Origin of the sequence: Tolumonas auensis DSM 9187 (assembly GCF_000023065.1) — a bacterium.
In the GTDB taxonomy this organism is placed as follows: Bacteria; Pseudomonadota; Gammaproteobacteria; order Enterobacterales; family Aeromonadaceae; genus Tolumonas; species Tolumonas auensis.
This window is the reverse complement of record NC_012691.1, coordinates 3,146,008-3,164,146: the sequence shown is the minus strand read 5'-3', so window position 1 is coordinate 3,164,146 and position 18,139 is coordinate 3,146,008. Positions and strand designations below refer to the sequence as shown.

At 50.5% G+C, this 18,139-nt stretch carries 19 protein-coding genes; 9 read left to right on the top strand and 10 right to left on the bottom strand.

The window, feature by feature from the left end; genetic code table 11:
* Positions 1-92 precede the first annotated feature (92 nt).
* Both TOLA_RS14785 and TOLA_RS14780 read right to left on the bottom strand, forming a co-directional pair.
* Positions 93-2,459: a glycoside hydrolase family 31 protein gene (locus tag TOLA_RS14785; protein ID WP_015879926.1), complete on the bottom strand. Its 2,367-nt coding sequence runs from the start codon at positions 2,457-2,459 to the stop codon at positions 93-95.
* A 29-nt stretch (positions 2,460-2,488) separates the two neighbouring features.
* Positions 2,489-3,790: an MFS transporter gene (locus tag TOLA_RS14780; protein WP_015879925.1), complete on the bottom strand. Its 1,302-nt coding sequence runs from the start codon at positions 3,788-3,790 to the stop codon at positions 2,489-2,491.
* Positions 3,791-4,075: 285 nt separating this feature from the next.
* On the opposite strand from TOLA_RS14780, the gene uxuA reads away from it, so the two are divergent.
* From uxuA to TOLA_RS14755, 5 genes are all read left to right on the top strand, one after another.
* Positions 4,076-5,257, top strand: a complete 1,182-nt coding sequence (gene uxuA / locus TOLA_RS14775; RefSeq protein ID WP_015879924.1) for a mannonate dehydratase — start codon at positions 4,076-4,078, stop codon at positions 5,255-5,257.
* A gap of 124 nt (positions 5,258-5,381) precedes the next feature.
* The gene (locus TOLA_RS14770; protein WP_015879923.1) at positions 5,382-6,857 is read left to right on the top strand and encodes a mannitol dehydrogenase family protein; all 1,476 of its coding nucleotides are present in this window, start codon (positions 5,382-5,384) and stop codon (positions 6,855-6,857) included.
* A 24-nt stretch (positions 6,858-6,881) separates the two neighbouring features.
* The gene (uxaC, locus tag TOLA_RS14765) at positions 6,882-8,303 is read left to right on the top strand and encodes a glucuronate isomerase (RefSeq protein WP_015879922.1); all 1,422 of its coding nucleotides are present in this window, start codon (positions 6,882-6,884) and stop codon (positions 8,301-8,303) included.
* A gap of 135 nt (positions 8,304-8,438) precedes the next feature.
* Positions 8,439-8,822: a DUF423 domain-containing protein gene (locus TOLA_RS14760; RefSeq protein WP_015879921.1), complete on the top strand. Its 384-nt coding sequence runs from the start codon at positions 8,439-8,441 to the stop codon at positions 8,820-8,822.
* A gap of 90 nt (positions 8,823-8,912) precedes the next feature.
* Complete coding sequence (locus TOLA_RS14755; protein ID WP_015879920.1) at positions 8,913-9,122, top strand: MbcA/ParS/Xre antitoxin family protein; 210 nt, start codon at positions 8,913-8,915, stop codon at positions 9,120-9,122.
* A gap of 51 nt (positions 9,123-9,173) precedes the next feature.
* Here TOLA_RS14755 and TOLA_RS14750 read toward each other — a convergent pair whose 3' ends face one another.
* The 3 genes from TOLA_RS14750 to TOLA_RS14740 all read right to left on the bottom strand — a co-directional run bounded on the left by TOLA_RS14750 (position 9,174) and on the right by TOLA_RS14740 (position 11,532).
* A complete protein-coding gene (locus TOLA_RS14750) occupies positions 9,174-9,770 on the bottom strand; it encodes a DUF2238 domain-containing protein (RefSeq protein WP_015879919.1) in 597 nt (198 codons plus the stop codon).
* A 295-nt stretch (positions 9,771-10,065) separates the two neighbouring features.
* Entirely contained in the window at positions 10,066-10,521 is a 456-nt protein-coding gene (locus TOLA_RS14745; protein ID WP_015879918.1) for a helix-turn-helix domain-containing protein, read from the bottom strand.
* A 132-nt stretch (positions 10,522-10,653) separates the two neighbouring features.
* On the bottom strand, positions 10,654-11,532 hold the full coding sequence (locus TOLA_RS14740) for a LysR family transcriptional regulator (RefSeq protein WP_015879917.1): 879 nt from the start codon (positions 11,530-11,532) through the stop codon (positions 10,654-10,656).
* 236 nt (positions 11,533-11,768) lie between these two features.
* Between TOLA_RS14740 and TOLA_RS14735 the strand changes: the two genes are divergently transcribed.
* Positions 11,769-12,893 (top strand): S-(hydroxymethyl)glutathione dehydrogenase/class III alcohol dehydrogenase, encoded by a 1,125-nt coding sequence (locus tag TOLA_RS14735; protein WP_015879916.1) that lies wholly within the window; start codon positions 11,769-11,771, stop codon positions 12,891-12,893.
* 9 nt (positions 12,894-12,902) lie between these two features.
* The gene (gene fghA / locus TOLA_RS14730; RefSeq protein ID WP_015879915.1) at positions 12,903-13,742 is read left to right on the top strand and encodes an S-formylglutathione hydrolase; all 840 of its coding nucleotides are present in this window, start codon (positions 12,903-12,905) and stop codon (positions 13,740-13,742) included.
* Between the two features lie 253 nt (positions 13,743-13,995).
* On the opposite strand, the gene TOLA_RS14725 is transcribed toward fghA, so the two are convergent.
* From TOLA_RS14725 to TOLA_RS14705, 5 genes are all read right to left on the bottom strand, one after another.
* Positions 13,996-14,313, bottom strand: coding sequence for a CcdB family protein (locus TOLA_RS14725; RefSeq protein WP_015879914.1), 318 nt, complete (start codon positions 14,311-14,313; stop codon positions 13,996-13,998).
* Positions 14,313-14,558, bottom strand: a complete 246-nt coding sequence (locus TOLA_RS14720) for a type II toxin-antitoxin system CcdA family antitoxin (protein WP_015879913.1) — start codon at positions 14,556-14,558, stop codon at positions 14,313-14,315. The genes TOLA_RS14725 and TOLA_RS14720 overlap by 1 nt, the downstream gene beginning before the upstream one ends.
* Positions 14,559-14,630: 72 nt before the next feature.
* On the bottom strand, positions 14,631-15,437 hold the full coding sequence (locus tag TOLA_RS14715) for a DODA-type extradiol aromatic ring-opening family dioxygenase (RefSeq protein WP_015879912.1): 807 nt from the start codon (positions 15,435-15,437) through the stop codon (positions 14,631-14,633).
* Between the two features lie 118 nt (positions 15,438-15,555).
* The gene (locus TOLA_RS14710) at positions 15,556-15,846 is read right to left on the bottom strand and encodes a type II toxin-antitoxin system RelE/ParE family toxin (protein ID WP_015879911.1); all 291 of its coding nucleotides are present in this window, start codon (positions 15,844-15,846) and stop codon (positions 15,556-15,558) included.
* Positions 15,839-16,060: a TA system antitoxin ParD family protein gene (locus TOLA_RS14705; RefSeq protein WP_015879910.1), complete on the bottom strand. Its 222-nt coding sequence runs from the start codon at positions 16,058-16,060 to the stop codon at positions 15,839-15,841. The genes TOLA_RS14710 and TOLA_RS14705 overlap by 8 nt, the downstream gene beginning before the upstream one ends.
* Before the next feature lie 486 nt (positions 16,061-16,546).
* On the opposite strand from TOLA_RS14705, the gene TOLA_RS14695 reads away from it, so the two are divergent.
* Both TOLA_RS14695 and TOLA_RS14690 read left to right on the top strand, forming a co-directional pair.
* Positions 16,547-17,683, top strand: coding sequence for a polysaccharide export protein (locus TOLA_RS14695; protein ID WP_041609945.1), 1,137 nt, complete (start codon positions 16,547-16,549; stop codon positions 17,681-17,683).
* Positions 17,684-17,712: 29 nt separating this feature from the next.
* A complete protein-coding gene (locus TOLA_RS14690; protein WP_245534216.1) occupies positions 17,713-18,123 on the top strand; it encodes an arsenate reductase/protein-tyrosine-phosphatase family protein in 411 nt (136 codons plus the stop codon).
* The last annotated feature ends 16 nt before the right edge of the window (positions 18,124-18,139 follow it).

Sequence of the window (18,139 nt, the reverse complement as noted above, 5' to 3'; positions counted from 1 at the left end):
AACAAACGACTCAAAGTTAGATTGTTAGTCATAGTAGGAAACACACCAGAATTGGTCAACCAAAAAAGATGTGTTTCCTTAGTATCACGCGATTAGCTTAACATCCACTGATGTTGTTGCTGACCGTTGATATACAGTTTTCGGTGTTCGTTTTCCGGTAAAATCACTTCGACAGACTTCCAAGCTGGGCGGTAATCCCCTCGTTTGGTTAAATCGATGCGGATGCTGTCACTGTCTGTTTTGATGGTCCAATTCAACCAAATGGCCTGGTTCTGTTGCCATTGGTTTGTTTCACCATCGTCATCAAACAAATGGCCTGTTTGTTCCCCTATGCCTAGTGTCGGGAATAAATGAAGCTGTCTTTCATTATCTAATTGAATATCAACATATTTTTCCCGACTAGACATAGGGATGATTGCGCCTGCTCTGACAAATAGAGGCAATTTTTCCAGAGGGGCATCGGTAGTAATCGTTTGCCCGCCGTTAAACCAAGTGCCGCTATAGAAATCATACCAACCGGTTTCGTTTTCAGGTAAATAGACGCAGCGTTCGCGTTGTTCCGGTTCAACGACACTGGCAACAAGTAAATCTTTCCCTAAGAGGAAGTCATCTGTTTCTTCGAATGTGTTTAGGTCATGTTCATGATCGAGGAAAGTAGGGCGAAGCATTGGTTCGTCTTCTGAAGCGGCTTGCCATAATAGCGTATAGAAGTAAGGCATCAGACGATAACGCAAGCCAATAGCCTGACGAATCGCTGGTAATACTTCGGGATACATCCACGGTTCATTCACGGTGTGGTCATCATTCCAGGAGTGAATGGTAAAGCGAGGGTGCATGACACCATTTTGAATCCAACGAACAAACAATTCTGGCTCAGGCTTGTTGCCCGAAAAGCCACCTACATCATGCCCAACGTTATATAAGCCCGATAAGCTCATGCCGATGCCCATTCGGGTGTTATAGCGCAACGTTTGCCAGTTGGTTCGGTTATCCCCACTCCAAGTTTGCACGTAGCGTTGCATACCAGCACAGCCAGAGCGGGAAATCAGATAAGGTCGAATGTTTGGATGGTATTCTTGTTGTGCCTCCATCGAAGCTCGCATCATTAGTAACGGCATCACGGGACGGATCAGCTTGATTGGGATTGGCTGACCAAAGCCATGACAACGTGCTTCACCATCCCAAATTTCATATTCATTGTTGTCGTTCCAAGTGGAATCAATGCCATATGCCATCAATTGCTGTTTGACATTGGTTTGCCACCATTTCACGGTTGCAGGGTTGGTAAAATCAAGATGGGAACCTTCATCATCCCAAAAAACAGAGCGTTCTGGTTGGTCTGCTTCAGAGTCTTGAATAAACAACCCTTGTTCCCGCACTTCGTCATAGCGTGGGTGATCTTGCAACAAACAGGGCTTGATGTTGGCGGCTAGTTTTAGCCCTGCCTGATGAAATGCTTTGGATAAATCGAGCGGTGTTGGAACCTTTTCATAGTTCCAGTTAAAGACATACCGTTTGTTCCCAATCGATGTATAACCTGATGACAGCTGAAATGAATCGCAAGGGATGTCATGTTTTTCACACAGTTCGATGAATTTCATCAGTTGATTTTGTGCATCGGGCGCATCAGTGTAGTGCATGGTCGAGCCGCTATAACCTAAGCTCCATTTCGGCGGCAATATGGTTTTTCCTGTCAGTCGTACAAACTGCTTAGTGACATCTAAAACCTTCGGCCCAAAGAATAAATAGTAATCTAGATCACCGGCTTCAGCCTGATAACGGCGATAAGGTGCATGATAGTTGTCCAGCTCATTGCCCAAATCTAAAACCGTATTACTCAAGTTGTCATAAAACAAACCGAAGCTAATTTGGTCACGATGCGTGATCGTGAATGGAATATGCTTATATAAAGGATCGGTTGATGCTGCGTTATAACCCATGGCATCAAGATTGCGCATTTCATAGCGTTTGCCTTTACGATTCAGATCGCCACTTTTTTCACCTAAACCATAATAATCATCGGCTGGGAAACGTCGCTGATAATGAGCTATGCCATCGCCATGCGGGTTCAATTGATAGGCGGTTGTCGAACGGTCAGCTGCAAATGTAGTCCAATTCCCTTCATGATCTGGATATTGCCATTCTAAGCACAATGGTTGATGAACAATCACTTTCAATGAATCAGTTGCAATTGAAAGACTATTTTCCTGTGCTTCAAGTTTGTATTTTGGGAGTGCAAAACCACTAAGATCTTCACGGAGACGCCCCACCCAAGGGACGTCTTGATCCGGTGCAATACTCCAAGTTCTATTAAGTGCCAGTTGGCCTTCTTTTTTTACCAGAACACGAAACAGTGAATCATCCAGAACATAAATACGGAACAGATGTTTGTTGTCGACTTCGAGCTCCACAAAATTTTGATGCTGTTGATTTAGTTTCCAGTTTTTTAAAGGTTTCATAATTAACTCTTAATGTTAATGACCGCAAATTAAGCAGTTTGGTTTTTGCGTTCAGCAATGAAATAAATGAGGAACATGGCACCGATTAAGTCGAAGAAGCCCATCGCAACAAAGAGCGGGCTGTAACCAATCGTGTCTGCGGTGGCACCGATAATCAGTGAGAAAATGAAGCTAGCGATCCAGGCGAAGGAGCCACGCATCCCGTTAACGGTGGCCATCTGCCCCTTATCAAAAGATTCAACAACCAGAGCGCTTAGCATACAAGAAATAATCTGATGACCGAAACCGCCAATAGAAATCAAAAAGATAGTGACATAAGGGCTCTCAGTAACAGCGACAAGAGTCAGGGATATCATTAAAAATGCACCGCTGACAGAGCTTGCAATTACTGAATTCACTCGTGTGCAGCCAAAGAGTTTCGCGTAAACCTTGGTCAGATAACCACTTGCAATACTCCCTAAATCGGCAGCTAAAAATGGTAACCAAGCAAACATGGCGATTTGCTTCAGATCCATGCCTTTATCGTGGGCAAGATAAAGCGGAACCCAGAAGCTCAAAACAGCCCATGCTGGTTCTGCCATGAATGCCGGAATAGCAATCCCGTAGAACTTTTTGTTTTTAGAGATATTTTTTAGTGCGGTAAAGAACGGAACTTTAACTGGGATCGGTTCATTGTCTTGTTTGATGAATGCGAGTTCCTCTTTTGACAGACGAGGATGTTTATCAGGATCGTAATAGAATAACCACCACAACGCGATCCATGCAAAACTAATGATACCCGAGAAAATGAATGCGCCTTGCCAGCCTAGCCAAGAGTGTGCCATCACGATAATCGGCGGCGCTAACATCGCGCCAACTGAGAAACCGACGCCCGCCCAACCTGCGGCAACGGGGCGTTCTTTTTTCGGAAACCATTCACCTAATGTTTTTGCGTTCGCAGGTGTTGCAGCTGCTTCTGTCGCTCCCATCAAGAAACGTAAAATTGCCAGATGTAACCAGCTACCAGCACCAGCATGTAACATAGTGACGAAAGCCCAAATGGTAGCACAAATTAAAAAGCCGACTTTCAGGCCAATAACATCAATTAACCAGCCGCAGAGCGGTTGAAAGATGGTGTACGCCAGCTGAAAGGAGCCAACAATCCAAGAATACTGCTCTGTCGACATTCCTAATGTTGTTTTTAACTCAGGAGCCAAAATACCCAATGAATTACGGGTGATGTAATTCACTGTCACGCCGAATAAAAATAGCCCTAGCATCCACCATCGTACATTTCCCTTTTTAGTCTTTATCTCGTCCGTAACGGACGCGTTTTCTAACATTAGGCTCATATTAATTCTCCGTGTATTGGAATGTAAATTGGCAACTCGGACTGCTGGTCAACCAATTGCTTGATTTGGTTGCTTGGATGTTGCGGTGAAATCCGTTTATTGGTCAATATGTGGATTCTTGTTTAGTGATAACGATCATGTTTAGCGAAAAAATTTCTGTTTTCTGTTTGAAATGACACTATGTCGAGTTAGATTGAGCAGGAAATTAATATTGGTCGACCAGTTGTTAAGATTGGTCAATGAGATAACTAAGATAAGACTGTAGTTGATAAACCGGAGAAGAGAATGGAACAAACATGGCGTTGGTATGGCCCGAATGACCCGGTGTCATTATCTGATGTAAGACAGGCTGGTGCGACCGGTGTAGTAAACGCGCTGCATCATATTCCGAACGGTCAGGTGTGGCCGGTGGAAGAAATTCTGGCGCGCAAAGCCATCATTGAAGCCGCAGGCCTGACCTGGTCCGTAGTGGAAAGTGTACCGATTCACGAAGATATCAAAACGCAGACCGGCGACTATCTGAAATATATCGAAAACTACAAACAGACCCTGCGCAATCTGGCGCAATGCGGCATTCATACTGTTTGTTACAACTTCATGCCTGTTCTGGACTGGACCCGTACCGATCTGGAATACGTGATGCCGGATGGTTCCAAAGCACTGCGCTTTGACCAGATCGAATTCGCTGCTTTCGAACTGCACATCCTGAAACGTCCGGGTGCAGAAGCGGATTACACCGCAGAAGAAGTGGAACAGGCCAATGCCCGTTTCGCGGCAATGACTGACGCAGAAAAAGCCCGTCTGACCCGCAACATCATTGCCGGTCTGCCAGGTGCAGAAGAAGGCTATACCATTGAACAGTTCCGTGCCCGTCTGGCCGATTACGATGGTATCGACAAAGCGAAACTGCGTGAACATTTCGCCTTCTTCCTGAAAAACATTATTCCGGTGGCGGAACAGGTTGGCCTGCGTATGGCGGTACACCCTGATGATCCACCACGTCCGATCCTGGGTCTGCCACGCATTGTTTCCACCATTGAAGACATGCAGTGGATGGTGGAAACCGTCGACAGTATCGCCAACGGCTTCACCATGTGTACCGGTTCTTACGGCGTACGCGGCGACAACGATCTGGTCGCGATGATCAAACGTTTCGGCAACCGTATCTACTTCACGCACCTGCGCTCTACCTGCCGTGAAGAGAACCCGAAAACGTTCCACGAAGCAGCCCATCTGGGTGGTGATGTGGATATGTACAACGTCGTAAAAGCGATTCTGGAAGAAGAATACCGTCGTAAACAGGAAGGTCACCCGCTGCTGATCCCGATGCGTCCTGACCATGGTCACCAGATGCTGGATGATCTGAAAAAGAAAACCAACCCGGGTTATTCCGCCATCGGCCGCTTAAAAGGTCTGGCAGAAGTCCGTGGTGTTGAGTTGGCACTCAAACGCGCATTCTTTGAGTAATGTAGCCGCTATAACTTAATGACTTATAAGAGCTTTTGAGAATATTTTTAATCAGACCCGTGGTTAGAAGTATTTTTAAAAAGCTCTTAATTCCTGACCTTTTCTGAATATGTAGGGATTCAAGATGACTTCTATCAGCAAAAATATTTCCAATACCGAACTTAATAGTGGAATTGAGACTGCTCAATACGATCGCAGTCGCTTGAAATCCCGCATCGCGCATATCGGTTTTGGTGCTTTCCACCGTGCCCACCAGGCCTTATTCACCAATGAAGTTGCTGCTAAAACTGACAGCGACTGGGGCGAATGTGCGGTTGAACTGTTTGGTGACGGCGCGCTGATCAAAACACTGCGTGAACAAAATCATTTATATACCGTGGTGGAAAAAAGTGCCGATAAGAATGACGTTAAAATTATCGGCTCAGTGATTGAATCTGTGCACTCTCAGCTGGACGGTACCGACGCGGTGCTGGAAAAACTGGCGGAACCACAGATCGCCATTGTTTCCCTGACCATCACGGAAAAAGGGTATTGCAGCGACCCGGCCACGGGGCAGTTAGACAAGAACAATGCACTGATCGTGCATGATCTGGCTAACCCTGAGACCCCGAAATCTGCCATCGGCTATCTGGTTCAGGCTCTTAAACTGCGCCGTGACCGTGGTCTGCCTGCATTCTCAGTGCTGTCCTGCGATAACGTACCGGAAAACGGTCATGTCGCCCGTCGTGCAGTGCTGGGTTATGTCAATCTGCTGGATAAAAAACTGGCTGACTGGATCGAAACCAACGTGACTTTCCCTTGCACCATGGTTGACCGTATCGTGCCGGCTGCCACTCCGGAAACACTGGCTGACGTGGAAAAACTGCTGGGTGTGGCCGACAGCTGCGGTATCGCGACCGAATCTTTCCGTCAGTGGGTTATCGAAGATAACTTCGTTGCCGGTCACCCTGACTGGGCGGTTGCCGGTGCACAACTGGTGAAAGACGTGATCCCTTACGAAGATATGAAACTGCGTATGCTGAACGGCAGTCACTCCTTCCTGGCCTACCTCGGTTATCTGGGCGGTTACCAGCACATCGACGAAACCATGACCGATGCCAACTACCGTAACGCGGCCTTCACCCTGATGACCCGTGAACAGGCACCAACGCTGAACATGCCGGAAAAAACCGATCTGGTCGGTTACGCCAATCTGCTGATCACCCGTTTCTGCAACCCGAGCCTGAAACACCGTACCTGGCAGATCGCGATGGATGGCACCCAGAAGCTGCCGCAGCGTATGCTGAACTCCATCCGTTTCCACCTGAAAAACGGTAACGATTTCTCTCATCTGGCACTGGGCGTAGCGGGCTGGATGCGCTATGTCAGCGGTGTGGATGAACAGGGTAACGTCATTGACGTGCGTGACCCGATGGCGGAACAGCTGAAAGCCATCTGTGATCAGCATGGTCTGAATGTTTCTGTTGTTCCTGCGCTGGCCGGTGTGGAAGCGATTTTCGGCACCGATTTAGCGGCTAACCCGCTGTTTATCCAGGCGGTAACTGATGCTTATGCCCGTCTGCTCGCTGTGGGCGCCCGTCAGGCTGTTGCGGCGCTGTAATCACAGATTAAGAGGAGAGGAAGAATGAGAGCATTTTTAGACGAAGATTTTCTGCTCAGTAACCAGACGGCACAGCGTCTGTACCATGAGTATGCGGCATCGCAGCCGATTTATGATTACCACTGCCATCTGAACCCGCGTGCCGTGGCTGAAAACAAGCCATTCGCGAATCTGGCCGAGATCTGGCTGGCCGGTGATCACTACAAATGGCGAGGCATGCGTTCCGCCGGTATTGAAGAGCGCTTTATCACCGGTGATGCGTCGGATTATGAAAAATTCCAGGCCTGGGCGAAAACAGTGCCAATGTGCCTGGGTAACCCGCTGTACCACTGGACACACCTGGAATTGCGTCGTCCGTTCGGTATCACCAATACCGTACTGAACCCGGATACGGCTGAAGGGATCTGGACCCAGTGCAACGACCTGCTGGCAACGCCGGAATTCACCCCGCGCGGCATCATGCAGCAGATGAACGTGAAAATGGTGGGTACCACCGATGATCCGCTAGATACGTTGGAATACCACAAGGCGATTGCCGCTGACCAAAGCTTTGATATCGAAGTGGCACCAAGCTGGCGTCCGGACAAAGCCTTCAAGATCGAGCTGGAAGGTTTCGCGGCCTACATCGACAAACTGGGTCGCGCGGCGGATATCGAAATCGAACGCTTCAGCGATCTGCTGACCGCGCTGGATCGTCGTCTGGATCATTTCGCGGCGCATGGTTGCCGTGCGGCTGACCATGGTATCGAAGTGGTGCGTTTTGCCGCAGTGCCTGCCGAAGCCGAACTCGACAAGCTGCTGCATCGCCGGATGAACGGCGGCGTGCTGAGCGAGTTGGAAGTAGCGCAATACACCACCGCAGTACAGGTCTGGCTGGGCCGTCAATATGCCAAACGTGGCTGGGTGATGCAGCTGCACATCGGCGCGCAGCGTAACAACAACAGCCGGATGTTCAAGCTGTTAGGCGCAGATGCCGGTTTTGATTCCATCGGTGACAAGAGCTTCGCGTTCGAGCTGTCGTCACTGCTGGATGCCATGGATATCACCAACGAACTGCCGAAAACCATTCTGTATTGCCTGAACCCACGCGATAACGAAATGCTCGGCACCATGATTGGTAACTTCCAGGGCGGTGGTATTGCCGGTAAGGTTCAGTTCGGTTCCGGCTGGTGGTTCAACGATCAGAAAGACGGCATGCAACGCCAGATGGAACAGCTGTCACAGCTGGGTCTGCTGAGCCAGTTTGTCGGCATGCTGACCGACTCCCGCAGCTTCCTGTCGTATACCCGCCATGAATACTTCCGTCGTATTCTGTGTAATATGATTGGCGGTTGGGCAGAAAACGGCGAAGTGCCGAACGACATGAGTTTACTGGGCGAAATGGTGAAGAACATCAGTTTCAATAATGCCAAAAACTATTTCCGTCTGCCGGGAGAGAAGGCATAAGTGGTAAGATAAGTACCGAATGAGAGAGTAAGGCAGCAGGCAGGGTCATAGATCCTGCCTGCTTTTTGCTATTTCCGCAGCAGCGGCTTGCTGACGTTTGATACCTCTCCACAACTGAAAAAACAGGATTAATGCATGAATCATCGCTGGATGGTGTTATGGGGCGCAACGTTGGGTGCCACGGGCGTTGCCGCCGGAGCATTCGGTGCTCACGGACTGAAAAATATTCTGCTGCCGTCTTCACTCAATGTCTGGGAAATCGGCGTTCGTTATCAGCTGATCCACGCCATGATGCTGCTGATCCTGTTCGCGCTGGCGCAACTGCTGGACAGCCGGCTGATACCGCGGGCGGCACAACTGATGGCGGCGGGTACCCTCTGTTTCAGTGGCAGCCTCTATCTGCTGGCCTGCACCGGTAGCAAATGGCTTGGCCCGGTCACCCCGTTTGGCGGTCTTTTGCTGATCGCCGGCTGGCTGACCCTCTTGTATGTCGGCTTAAAAATCAGAAAAATGGCATAACCGGATTCCGCGTCTCAGTATCCCGCCTGTCAGCGTCTTTTAAACTATACTTTTAATATAGGCAGTATCGGTAACAGAATGGAGGCGCTGATGAAATCACTCGAATTGCGTAACTACAACAAAGCTCTGCAGGCTGCTACCGAGTTTTTTGAAGGCGATATGGAAACCGCCGAGCTCTGGATGAAAGAGCCCGCCAGTTCGCTTGGTGGTAAATGCCCGGTTGAGATGTTGTCGACAGAAGAAGGATTACATACCGTGCTGGAAGTAATCAGCCGTATGGAAGATGGTTCATTTCAGTGATCTGAACAGCTCTGCAGAACCCGGAACTCTGCAGAGCTTTGTTATTTCAGCCTATTGCAATTGTGCCAGCTGCCGGTCGTGATAACGGCTCAGCGTCAGCAGCGCCGTGACTGCTCCAATCAGCGCATAAAACATATCTGACTGCGTATCCCAGACATACCCCTGCGTGCCGAGAAACGCTTCTGATTCGGCACCGGAGGCAAGCGCCACCGCCCATTCCAGCAATTCATATACGGAACTTATCGCCAGACAGGTACAGACACAGAAAAAGTTCTGCCAGCCCCGGCCGCGGATGATCTGCTTGCGGATCACCAGCTCCCGTGCAACCAGCGCCGGTACAAATCCCTGCGCCAGATGGCCGAGCTTGTCGTAATTATTGCGCGCCGAACCGGTCCACTCCTGGATCCAGTCAAACAGCGGCACCTCGGCGTAAGTGTAATGACCGCCCACCATCAGAATAATGGCGTGCAGCAGGATCAGGCTATACAGCAACGGCGTCAGCGGGAACGTCCGCTCGGTTTTCGCCAGCACCAGCAGCGCGATCAGGGCGGGGAAAACCTCCAGCAGCCAGGTAAACAGATCTTTCGGCGCAATCGCCGACCAAATCAGCACGGCAAAAAAGATAATCAGCCACAGATTCCGTAGCATAACGGCAGCCTCATCAGGATCAGCAATACTTTCAGTATAATGACCCCAGCCGGATTTGATTGAGTAAGCGATGATTTCTCTTCACCAAAGTGAATAAATCTATACTACTATCTATTAAAGTATCTATTAGTCTATCTATAAGCCGGATCACGCGCATGCAAGATAATCCGATTTAAATCAAAGATATATAGATTAATGAACCCCTCGGTCAGGGCGGAATTATCGTAAGTATCTAATTATCTGCGAAACAATATCTCATCATTTCTGAGAACCGGCACTGGCCGCCCAACCTGATTTAAGCCGCCACTTCCCACGCGCCGCGTTCATCAGTGCAAAGATTCATTTCTCGGGTCATAACAGCTTCTGCTTCGGCGCTGGCTATCGCTTTCAGGAAAAAACTAATTTTGCTATCCGAGTCGATGTATTCGCAATAAAGATCACGGATAACCGCATCTTCCGAACGGGATGGTTTGCTTTCGTCTTTTTCCCATCGGGCTATCGTTTGTTCAGACAAGCCGATCTGTTCACCGATAGCTTTTTGCGACAGGTTCATCGTTTTGCGCAAATAACGAAGTTCTTCACCTGATAGAGGTCTTTGTAAATTAATAATATTTTTAGCAATGGTGACTTCCAGTGCCGCACGATTGTTGATGCTGACACACTCACCATATTCTTCATCGTTAATGATCGTAAACCCGTTTAACAGGTAGACGTTACTCAAACCACATTCTTTGTAGTGATATTTTTCCATATGATCCCCCTGTATTACAGGCTTTCCCCTCAGTTGGGGATTTTCACCGTCATCACGAAGGCATGCGGATCTGATGTTTTTAAAGTATATGGTATAAGCATTAACCTATCAAGTTGATAGGTTGTAGTGCTGTCACGCGCGCGCCCCCAGCTTCTTCACCAGAAAATCAACCAGCAGTTTTACTTTCGGCGACAGATGCCGGTTATGCGGATAAACCACCCAGATGCCATCATCCGGCAGCCGGTATTCCTCCAGCAGACTCACCAGCAAACCCTGCTTCAGTTCTTCCTGCACGTAATAATCCGGCAACTGCACAATGCCTAAGCCTTTTAAGGCGGCATCTTTTAACGCCAGACCTGAATTACAGCTCCAGGCCGACCCTATGCGCCAGTTCCGCAGTTTGCCGTTTTCCAGAAACCGCCAGTGATCGATACTGCCGCCCAGACAGCGGTGATTGGCTAAATCCGTGAGCGTGTGCGGTGTGCCTTTCGCGGCCAGATACGCTGGCGAAGCGCATAGATATTGGGTTCTGCGTGCCAGCTTGCGGCACATCAGGCTGGAAGAATCGAGCGTGCCAAGCCGGATCGCCAGATCGTAACCTTCCTCCACCAAATCAATGGTTTCATTGGTGAGTTTCAGTTCCAGATCAAGTTGCGGATATTGCAGCAGAAAATCATTCACCAGTGGCGCCAGAAAATATTCCCCGTAATACACCGGTGCAGTGATACGCAGTTTGCCGGTGGGTTTGCCTTCCATTTCCATCACGGCACGATCGGCTTCCTGTAACTCATTCAGCACTTTGCGCGCATGCTGATAATAGACTTCACCGACCTCGGTCAGGCGTAGTTTTCGGGTGGTGCGATACAGTAATTTTGCTCCAAGGCGATCTTCCAACTGATTCACATGGCGACTGATATGCGCCACAGAGACATCCAGTCGTTTCGCGGCAGCGGTGAAACTCTCCGTCTCAACCACGCAGATGAACTCATTAATGCCATCCCAGATAGTCATTATTACTCTACGGTAAAAATTATTTGCAGTATGCATTGATTATCAACCGTATTGATCTGAATACAATGAGGTATCGCTGATTTTTAAAGAGACGGGGAAGAACAGCTAAGCCGACCGTACGCGGCATGGACGCCGCGTCCGAGCGTACAAGGATGTATTTACAGCGCGTCGGTGTGCTGTTTTTTCTCGTCGATAAACCATACTTCGAATATGCCACCCTTAGTCAGGAGCTCAACATGAATATGATCAAAACCCGCGCCGCCGTCGCCTGGGAAGCCGGTAAACCCCTGTCAATTGAAGAAGTGGATCTGATGCCGCCGCAAAAAGGCGAAGTGCTGGTACGTATCGTGGCCACCGGGGTATGTCATACCGATGCTTACACCCTGTCCGGTGCCGATCCGGAAGGCGTTTTCCCGGCTATTCTCGGCCATGAAGGGGCCGGTATCGTGGAAGCGATCGGCGAGGGCGTCACCAGCGTAGCGGTCGGCGATCACGTGATCCCGCTGTACACCCCGGAATGCGGTGAATGCAAATTCTGTAAATCCGGGAAAACCAACCTCTGTCAGGCCATTCGTGCCACGCAGGGCAAAGGCCTGATGCCGGACGGTACCACCCGTTTCTTCAAAGACGGCAAGCCGATCTTCCACTACATGGGCACATCAACCTTCGCCGAGCACACCGTGGTGCCGGAAATTTCGCTGGCGAAAATCAGTAAAGACGCGCCGCTGGAAAAAGTCTGTCTGCTGGGTTGTGGCGTGACTACCGGCATGGGGGCGGTGAAAAACACCGCTAAAGTACAGCCGGGTGACACCGTAGCTGTGTTCGGTCTGGGCGGTATCGGTCTGTCCGTCATCATCGGTGCCGTAATGGCCAAAGCCAGCCGCATCATCGCGATTGATATCAACGAAGACAAATTTGATATCGCGAAGAAACTCGGTGCCACCGATGTGGTCAATCCGAAGAACTTCGACAAGCCAATTCAGGACGTGATCGTCGAAATGACTGACGGCGGTGTCGATTTCTCGTTTGAATGTATCGGTAACGTCAAAGTGATGCGTTCCGCGCTGGAATGCTGCCATAAGGGCTGGGGCGAATCGGTGATCATCGGCGTCGCGGCGGCAGGGCAGGAGATCTCCACCCGTCCGTTCCAGCTGGTGACCGGCCGGATCTGGAAAGGCAGCGCCTTCGGTGGCGTCAAAGGCCGCTCACAACTGCCAGGCATCGTGGAACAATATATGAACGGCGAGTTCGAGCTGGATACCTTCATCACCCACACCATGGGGCTGGATGACATCAATCATGCGTTTGATCTGATGCACGAAGGCAAATCCATCCGTACCGTGATCCTGTTCGATAAATAAGGAGCGTCGATGAGCGCACTGACATTAGTACAGGAACAAAAATGCTTTGGCGGACGACAAGTCCGCTATAAGCACAACTCGGCGGTGCTGAACTGTGAGATGCAGTTTTCGGTCTTTCTGCCACCACAGGCGGCTGAGCACAAAGTCCCGGCGCTGTACTGGCTGTCCGGACTCACCTGCAGCGATGAAAACTTCTCGGTCAAAGCCGGAGCGCAGCGCGTGGCGGCGGAACTGGGGATTGCGCTGATCATCCCCGATACCAGCCCGCGCGGTGACGGCGTGGCCGACGATCCGGCGTACGATCTGGGGCAGGGCGCTGGCTTTTATGTCAATGCCACGCAGGCACCGTGGACGCAGCATTATCAGATGTATGACTACATCCTGACCGAACTGCCAACCCTGCTGGAAGCGCAACTGCCGTTATCCGATCAACGTGCCATCAGCGGCCACTCCATGGGCGGACACGGCGCACTGGTGCTGGCACTGCGCAATCCGCAGCGTTTTACCTCCGTCTCGGCGTTTGCACCGATAGCCAATCCGCTGAATTGTCCGTGGGGGCAAAAAGCGTTTACCGCCTATCTGGGGGACGATCGCACCGCGTGGGAAGAGTACGATGCCAGCCTGCTGTTAGCTCAATACCGTGGTGATTTGCCGATGCTGGTGGATCAGGGCGATGCCGATAATTTCCTGGCAGAACAGCTGAAGCCGCAGGCACTCTACACCGCAGGCATGCAGGTGAAAGCCAACCTGCTGCTACGCATGCAACCGGGCTACGACCACAGCTACTACTTCATCGCCAGCTTCATCGAAGAACACCTGCGATTTCATGCCGGCTATTTGCAGGATTAATAATTCAGAAATTGATACCGATATGACGACCATCAGGCAACTGAACATCAACAGTCAGTTTTCCACCCATCGCTTCAACATAGCGTTTCAGTGAGGACAGTTTGATTTCCTGACCACGCTTTTCCAGATTAGCTACAGATGGTTTAAAAATTCTTGTTCAGCTATCGGTATCATCGTTTCATAAAACCGTTTGTCCCCGGTTTTATCTCCGCCAGAGAGCAGGAACCCGCCGATGCGAATCAGGCGCTCGCGATCAAATACCGGTAATTAGAAAATCAATCGCAGCAATAATTTCATCTCTGAACGTGCTTAAATCATGTGTTGGCTCAACCAGGATTCTGGTTGGCACAGAGGTAGTTTGTTGTGTCAGGATCACGAAGTCACCTTCATCCAAATGAATGATTGGACATAAATGACTTGGTACTTTCTTTTCTAATAACGCAACTGGCGTTAATGGAATGACCAGGCGTGTATTCAGGTTTTCTAATAGGTCACTCTGCACATCCACGAAGAACGGATACGTTGTGGCTGTGGCTTCATCGGGATTTCTATATAGCGTAAATTGCGACATCAGAATGCTCGGAATGAATCAGAAAATAGTCCATGTTTTTCAGTGAGTTCGTTACAAGCACTTATGGCCTCGACATTTTGCTGTAGCCATTCTGCTTTCTTCTTTTCATGTACTTCCTGAACGAGCGCTTTTTCCATAGTCGCAGACAGATTGATGTTCAAGCGTTTAGCTTCAGCAAGTAGTTCGCTATTCAAGCTAAGGTTGGTCGCTTTTTTCGGTGCTTGTGCATTGTATGCGTTTCTCATAATTCACCATTTAAAATGCGTATAGATAATGCGCATAAAGTGTAGTTACAAACCAAGCATTAGACAAGACGTTTAACCATTCTCCTTCAGCAACCCCCCCCCCGATCCAAAGGCAAAAACATCCATCGCCAGCGTGCCGAGTGCGACATCTTTATGCAGACGTACTACCTCGGTGCTATCAGCCGCACCCAGCGCCACAAACAGCGGCAGCAGATGCTCATCGGTCGGATGGGCACGGCGGGCATGCGGAGCCAGCTTGCGATAATCATTCAGCGCATCGATATCATGTGCCTCAATCCTGGCGATCACCCAGTCGCGGAACTGATCGACATACGGATCACCGGCTTCCGGTAACTCTTCCGGGCTGTCCCAGTGCAGCTCACCCAGATTATGGGTAAAACTGCCGGACGCCAGAATCAGCACACCTTCATCACTCAAACCCCGCAGCAACTGCCCCAGCGCAAACTGCAATTTTGGTGACACCGACGGATTCAGCGACAACTGCACCACCGGCACATCGGTATCCGGATACAGATACCGCAGCGGCACCCAGGCGCCGTGATCGAGGCCGCGCTGGGCATCCAGGCCGACCTGCTGCAGCATTGCCTGCACCTGTTCAGCCAGCGCCGGTGAACCGGGGGCCGGATACTGCAGCGCATACAGCGCGCGCGGGAAACCGCCGAAGTCATGAATTGTTTCCGGGGTAAGACTGCTGGTCAGCGTCGGCTGCTGGGTTAACCAGTGCGCCGAGATCACCAGAACTGCTTTGGGTTTCGGCAACTGTTGCCCGATCCGGGTCAGCACCGGCCCGGTCGTGCCCGGCTCCAGCGCCAGCATCGGCGAACCGTGCGAAATAAAGAGGGTAGGTAAGCGGCTCATGGCTGTCTCCTGCGTCATACGCCTAACGATGCAGACAGCTTATGCCTTTCTCTGTTGCTGAAATACTGGCTAATCAGCAAATGACTGTTGCGGATTTTGCAAAAAAAACTTATATGACTCAGAAAATTTTCTTCAGATCGCGGTAAAAGTTTTCATGCGACCCCAAAGCCATCAACTCTAAAGTGACAGTTCCATCTTCATAGCTATAACCAAGTAAAGTTAACTGCTTTACCATATTGAATTTGTAAACGCGTAGAAAGGCGAGATCACCCTTCTTTTGTTCACCGAGAAGAGGATCTGCCATCAGCTGTTTGATCGCTTCATCCAGATCCTCCTTTTGGTTTTTATGCAGTTTTTTGACAGCTTTTTTAAAGGTCGGTGTTTGAAGAACCTGGGTTATTTTAGCCAAAGCTGTAGGTCTCCAGCTTACCTGCTTCTTTTTCAGCTTTAGCGATGATCGCTTGCTTGACGAACTCGTAAGGTAAGTCAGGATTATCTTCCATCATTTCGCCAATTTTTGCCCAATGTTCAATTTGTTTAGGCGTTGTACGATTGAGTGCCTTAGCCATAATGGCAGCCTTATCGACAAGCTCTTGATCAAGTCTGATGCTCGCTGTAGACATATCATTCTCCGCTGTGAGTTACGCTATTATTGTAGCAATGCGCTACAAATGTGGCAATGTGCGTCGACTGACCATGCCCCCCTTGCAACCCCCATTCCCAATTGCATCAATTTTTGTAAAACACCTTTACTGAAATTCCGTTTTTTGATCCAAGACTCATCCTTGATGTGATCGGCGTCATGTATTATCCTGCTTCTCAGTTGAATGCAGGGATCGCACGTCACAATTTGGAAGGAATCTTTCTCCTCCTGCCTCCCTCGTTCCATAAATTCCGGTGCCGCAAAGCCGACATCTGAAAAAAGCCATTTAAATCAGATAACTGTAAAAATTATCAGCGCAGTGGCAGCTGCAAGCCACTGGCGGTAGCCATATCTGATGGCTGGCGAGCCGGCTGGCAGCACTGTGGCGCACCATGAACCACCAGTTCATCCTCTGTACAAAAATTATCCATCCAAATCAAAAACAACAAAAAATCACGCAGGATATATGAACAAAAAACTGCTTCTTTCCATGCTGGCAACAACCCTGTTGCTGAGTGGTTGTACCATCGTTCCGGGCTCTCATCTTTCGGTCAGCGGTAAAAATCAGGTCACCGATTCTGATGAATCCGCCGATATCGATAAGCTGGTCGATGTCTACCCGATGACCCCGCGTCTGGTGGAAAAATTGCGTCCTGCCATGCCGCAGGCCCGCGTTAATCCCGCGCTGGAAACCGCGCTGCAAAAGTATGAATACCGCGTCGGTGTCGGTGACGTGCTGAATATCACCGTGTGGGATCACCCCGAGCTGACCATTCCGGCCGGTTCCTACCGCAGTGCCAGCGATGCCGGCAACTGGGTGCACAGCGACGGCAAAATCTTCTATCCCTACATTGGCCGGGTGAAAGTCACCGGCAAAACCGTCACCGAAATCCGTGATGATGTCGCCGCGCGCCTCGCCGAATATGTCGAAAGCCCGCAGGTGGATGTCAGCATCGCCTCTTTCCGCTCACAGAAAGTCTATGTCACCGGTGAAGTCGGTAAACAGGGCGAACTGGCCATCACCAACGTGCCACTGACGCTGCTGGATGCCATCAACCAGGCCGGCGGGCTCTCAGCCGATGCCGACTGGCGCAACGTGGTGCTGACCCGCCAGGGCAAAGAACAGGCGCTGTCGCTGCAGGATCTGATGCAATACGGCGATCTCAGCCAGAACAACCTGCTGGCTCCGGGTGACATCATCCATGTGCCGCGCAACGATGCGCTGAAAGTGTTTGTCATGGGCGAAGTCACCAAACAAAGCACCCTGAAGATGGATCGCACCGGTATGACCCTCACCGAGGCGCTGGGGCAGGCGGGCGGTATCGATCAGCTGGCATCCGACGCCACCGGGGTGTTCGTGATCCGCGCCAAACACGATAACGCTGCCAAAGACAAAAAGCTGGCCAGCATCTATCAGCTGAATATCAAAGACGCCACCGCACTGGTGCTGGGCACCGAATTCCAGCTGCAGCCGTATGATGTGGTGTATGTCACCGCCGCACCAATCACCCGCTGGAACCGCGTTATCTCGCAACTGGTGCCGACCATCAGTGGCTTCAATGAGCTAAGCGAAGGCACCCTGCGGATCAGAACCTGGCCGTAATCATGATGCATTTCGACGCAATTCTTATCGTGTGTGTCGGCAATGTCTGCCGCTCACCGACCGCCGAACGCCTGCTGCAGCAGGCGTTGCCGCATAAAACTGTTTCTTCCGCCGGGATCGCCGCCCTGACCGGGCAAAGTGCCGATGTCTCCGCCACAGCTGTCGCGCAGCATCACGGCCTGTCTCTCGACGGGCACAGCGCCCGGCAACTGACCCGTGCTCTGTGTCAGCAGCACGACCTGATCCTGGTGATGGAACAACAACATATCGAGGCTGTCACGCGCATTGCGCCGGAAGTCCGCGGGAAAACCATGCTCTACGGCCACTGGCTGAAACGCGATATCCCCGACCCGTACCGGCAGAGCCGTGAAGCTTTTGAATTTACTTTCGATCTGATCGCCGAGGCCACCCAGGCCTGGGCGCAACGTCTGAACAAATAAAATAACAGGGAACAGC

Bases quoted from the DNA above. Each gene is read 5' to 3' on its own strand.
- TOLA_RS14745 (WP_015879918.1), bottom strand. From the start codon at position 10,521: ATGGAAAAATATCACTACAAAGAATGTGGTTTGAGTAACGTCTACCTG.
- TOLA_RS14725 (WP_015879914.1), bottom strand. From the start codon at position 14,313: ATGTCGCAATTTACGCTATATAGAAATCCCGATGAAGCCACAGCCACA.
- TOLA_RS14705 (WP_015879910.1), bottom strand. From the start codon at position 16,060: ATGTCTACAGCGAGCATCAGACTTGATCAAGAGCTTGTCGATAAGGCT.
- TOLA_RS14750 (WP_015879919.1), bottom strand. From the start codon at position 9,770: ATGCTACGGAATCTGTGGCTGATTATCTTTTTTGCCGTGCTGATTTGG.
- TOLA_RS14780 (WP_015879925.1), bottom strand. From the start codon at position 3,790: ATGAGCCTAATGTTAGAAAACGCGTCCGTTACGGACGAGATAAAGACT.
- TOLA_RS14735 (WP_015879916.1), top strand. From the start codon at position 11,769: ATGAATATGATCAAAACCCGCGCCGCCGTCGCCTGGGAAGCCGGTAAA.
- TOLA_RS14760 (WP_015879921.1), top strand. From the start codon at position 8,439: ATGAATCATCGCTGGATGGTGTTATGGGGCGCAACGTTGGGTGCCACG.
- TOLA_RS14720 (WP_015879913.1), bottom strand. From the start codon at position 14,558: ATGAGAAACGCATACAATGCACAAGCACCGAAAAAAGCGACCAACCTT.
- TOLA_RS14740 (WP_015879917.1), bottom strand. From the start codon at position 11,532: ATGACTATCTGGGATGGCATTAATGAGTTCATCTGCGTGGTTGAGACG.
- TOLA_RS14715 (WP_015879912.1), bottom strand. From the start codon at position 15,437: ATGAGCCGCTTACCTACCCTCTTTATTTCGCACGGTTCGCCGATGCTG.
- TOLA_RS14695 (WP_041609945.1), top strand. From the start codon at position 16,547: ATGAACAAAAAACTGCTTCTTTCCATGCTGGCAACAACCCTGTTGCTG.
- fghA (WP_015879915.1), top strand. From the start codon at position 12,903: ATGAGCGCACTGACATTAGTACAGGAACAAAAATGCTTTGGCGGACGA.
- TOLA_RS14755 (WP_015879920.1), top strand. From the start codon at position 8,913: ATGAAATCACTCGAATTGCGTAACTACAACAAAGCTCTGCAGGCTGCT.
- uxaC (WP_015879922.1), top strand. From the start codon at position 6,882: ATGAGAGCATTTTTAGACGAAGATTTTCTGCTCAGTAACCAGACGGCA.
- uxuA (WP_015879924.1), top strand. From the start codon at position 4,076: ATGGAACAAACATGGCGTTGGTATGGCCCGAATGACCCGGTGTCATTA.
- TOLA_RS14770 (WP_015879923.1), top strand. From the start codon at position 5,382: ATGACTTCTATCAGCAAAAATATTTCCAATACCGAACTTAATAGTGGA.
- TOLA_RS14785 (WP_015879926.1), bottom strand. From the start codon at position 2,459: ATGAAACCTTTAAAAAACTGGAAACTAAATCAACAGCATCAAAATTTT.